This window comes from Streptomyces viridochromogenes, from assembly GCF_001270495.1.
Classification (GTDB): domain Bacteria; phylum Actinomycetota; class Actinomycetes; order Streptomycetales; family Streptomycetaceae; genus Streptomyces; species Streptomyces viridochromogenes_A.
The window spans coordinates 1-2,627 of the sequence record NZ_LGUR01000002.1; the positions used below are offsets into that span (position 1 = coordinate 1).

Consider the following 2,627-nt stretch of genomic DNA (forward strand, 5'->3'; position numbering starts at 1 on the left):
CGAGGAGTTCGTGCAGCTCACGGGCTCTGAACACCTGGCCGGGGTGCTGGTTGAAGGCGTTCACGATGGCCTGGTAGGCGGTGCTCGTCTCGGGCGGGCAGCCTTCAGCTCCTCCCGGAGCTTCACCGGGTCGTCCAGCTCTCGGCCATCCTGCCCGCGCTCCTGGTCACCCTGGCTGCCCTCTGCGCCCTGACCGCCCTTCTGCCCCCCGGCCCGTTCTCCGGGGCCTGTTGCACCTCCGGGGTCAGAAAATGTTCCGACCCCGGAGCATCCCGGTTCTCATTTTCTGCCATATGGTTCGCCTCCAAGGCGCATAGAGAAACGACTGCAAGCGCATCTGCCGCTTCGAACCCAAAATCCTCAGCAAAAACAAAGGGATAGACTTCGCGCCCCCTGCGCGCCGCCGCGCGCCCTTGGCAACCCCGCGCCAAGGATTTACGTTGCACGCCTAGCCAAACGGAAGTGGACAACGCATGGCAAGCGACAACGGAAACACCTCCGGGAACACCCGCAAACGCTGGGAAATAATTGTCGGCGCAGCGGGAGTGGTGGGATGCGGAGTAGCACTCCTCACCTTCGGTGACGATCTATGGGACGAGCGCGACAAGGATGCAAAGCAGCGGAGTTACGCTTCCTATGTCGCACTGTCTGACCGGACGTGCGCCAAGCACGGACCCGCATTTGAACGGCTAGGCGAAGATCGCTGGCAAGAGGCCCCGGAAGTGTACGCGCAACAAATCAAACAGAAGAACGCAGTACTCACTGCACTTATGGATGATTGGGAGGCGATCACCATCCCCGAAGGGCACGAAAAGGATGTGCGGGAGATCCAAAGCCTCGCGAGGGGAGGTCTGCGTAAGTTTGAGATCGCAGCCACGCAGGCAGAGAATGGGGAGATGGAAACGGCTAATGAGTACCTCGAATCCGGCGGGGAAACGGGCCTGGACGCGGTAACCAAGGCAAGGGCCGAAGGGTTCAAGGTCTGCCCCGGAGGGTACTAATTCCGCTATTGCCTCAGCCCGTCGATGTGCCGACGCCACTCCGCGCGCGCCTCTGCGCCGGTCTTGCCCCGGGTGACCGTCTCCCACTGGCGGGAGTAGTCACGGGCCTGGGGCGTCATGAAGTCGTTTCGGGAGTAGACCGGGACCACCTGGCAGTGACAGCCGTAGTGGTAGCGGGTCAGGTCCTCCACCGCGACCGGGGGACGCCGGTTGCGCCTGGCCCGGCCGTCGGGCGACCCTGCGGGCTTGCGACGTCCGCCACCGGCCGCGCTGGCTCGGGAGGTATAGATGACTTCGGCTCGTCAGGGTGAGGTGGGGTGTCGAGGGCGAGGCCGGTTCCGGCTATGAAGCCGTTGAGGACGTCGGGCCGGTACTGGAGTCGCTTGAGTGGTCGTTAGGTCCGATCTTCCTCGGTTCGTGATCGCTCGATCGTGGTACTGATCGCCGTACGGGCCATCGGGTGGGCATGTCCATGTTGAGATGCGGGGTGTGAAGAGAGAGCCGTACCTCAGCGACCTATCGGACGAGCAGTGGGCGTTGATCGAGCCGATAATCACGGCCTGGAAGCAGGACCGGGTGGCTCGATCGGCGACGGGCGACCCGGGCTCCTGCGACCTGAGGGAGGTCGTGAACGCGATCTTCTATCAGAACCGGACGGGCTGCCAGTGGCGGTACCTGCCGCACGATCTGCCGGCCTGGTCGGCGGTGTTCTACTACTTCGGCTTGTGGCGCGAGGACGGTCTTGACCAGCGGATCCAGGAACTCCTGCGCTGCCAGGTACGGGAGAGAGCCCGCCGATTAGAGGACCCGTCCCTCGTGATCCTTGACACCCAGTCCGTCCGCGCGGCCGCCGGTGTCCCCAAGACCACGACGGGACTGGACGCCAACAAGAAGGTGTCCGGGCGCAAGCGGGGGCTGGCCGTCGATGTTTTGGGGCTGATCATCAGCGTCGTCGTACTGGCCGCATCCGCCCACGACAACGCCGCCGGCACCGCCCTGCTCGACCAGGCCGCCGAGCGGTGCGGGATGCGCCTGGAGAAGGCCCTGGTGGACCCGGGCTTCAAGGACGAAGTCATCATCCACGGCGCCCTGCTGGACATCGACGTCGAGGTCGTCCGCCGCAGCCCCGCCGACCAAGGCAAAGGCTTTGTCCCGCAGCCGAAAAGGTGGGTGGTGGAGCAGACGAACGGCACACTGCTCCTGCACCGGCGTCTGGCCCGTGAGTACGACCACCGGCCCGACACCTCCGTCTCCCGCGTCTACTGGGCCTCCACCGCGAACATGACCCGCCGCCTCACCACACCGAGTCCCGCCTGGCGTGACTGTCTGGGGCTGGCCGCGTGAACGTTGCCGAACTCCTCGCGGGCCTCCAGGCCCAGCACGACGAGGTCACCGGCCGAGCCGCAGAACTACGCGGCCAGATCGAGCACTTAACCGCCGCCCTGGCCGAGACCGAGGCCCGACTCGCGGACCTGGACACCGCCCGGAAGGTCATCTCGGAGACCGCGCCGGGAGGAGCTGAAGGCGGCCCGCCCGAGACGAGCACCGCCTACCAGGCCATCGTGAACGCCTTCAACCAGCACCCCGGCCAGGTGTTCAGAGCCCGTGAGCTGCACGAACTCCTCG

Annotated in this window: 3 protein-coding genes and 1 pseudogene; 2 read left to right on the forward strand and 2 right to left on the reverse strand. The window is 65.5% G+C overall.

The window, feature by feature from the left end; all coding sequences use genetic code 11:
- Nucleotides 1-473 precede the first annotated feature (473 nt).
- Nucleotides 474-1,001, forward strand: coding sequence for a hypothetical protein (locus ADK36_RS48595; RefSeq protein ID WP_159029101.1), 528 nt, complete (start codon nt 474-476; stop codon nt 999-1,001).
- A 5-nt stretch (nt 1,002-1,006) separates the two neighbouring features.
- Here the strand turns inward: ADK36_RS48595 and ADK36_RS00015 are convergent, their stop codons facing one another.
- Together ADK36_RS00015 and ADK36_RS51350 are read right to left on the reverse strand one after the other, a co-directional pair.
- Nucleotides 1,007-1,192, reverse strand: coding sequence for a hypothetical protein (locus tag ADK36_RS00015; protein WP_048579861.1), 186 nt, complete (start codon nt 1,190-1,192; stop codon nt 1,007-1,009).
- 113 nt (nt 1,193-1,305) lie between these two features.
- Nucleotides 1,306-1,389: pseudogene (locus ADK36_RS51350) on the reverse strand (transposase); the annotation flags it as partial.
- A gap of 92 nt (nt 1,390-1,481) precedes the next feature.
- Here ADK36_RS51350 and ADK36_RS00020 point away from each other — a divergent pair.
- Nucleotides 1,482-2,345: an IS5 family transposase gene (locus tag ADK36_RS00020; RefSeq protein WP_048579860.1), complete on the forward strand. Its 864-nt coding sequence runs from the start codon at nt 1,482-1,484 to the stop codon at nt 2,343-2,345.
- Nucleotides 2,346-2,627 lie beyond the last annotated feature (282 nt).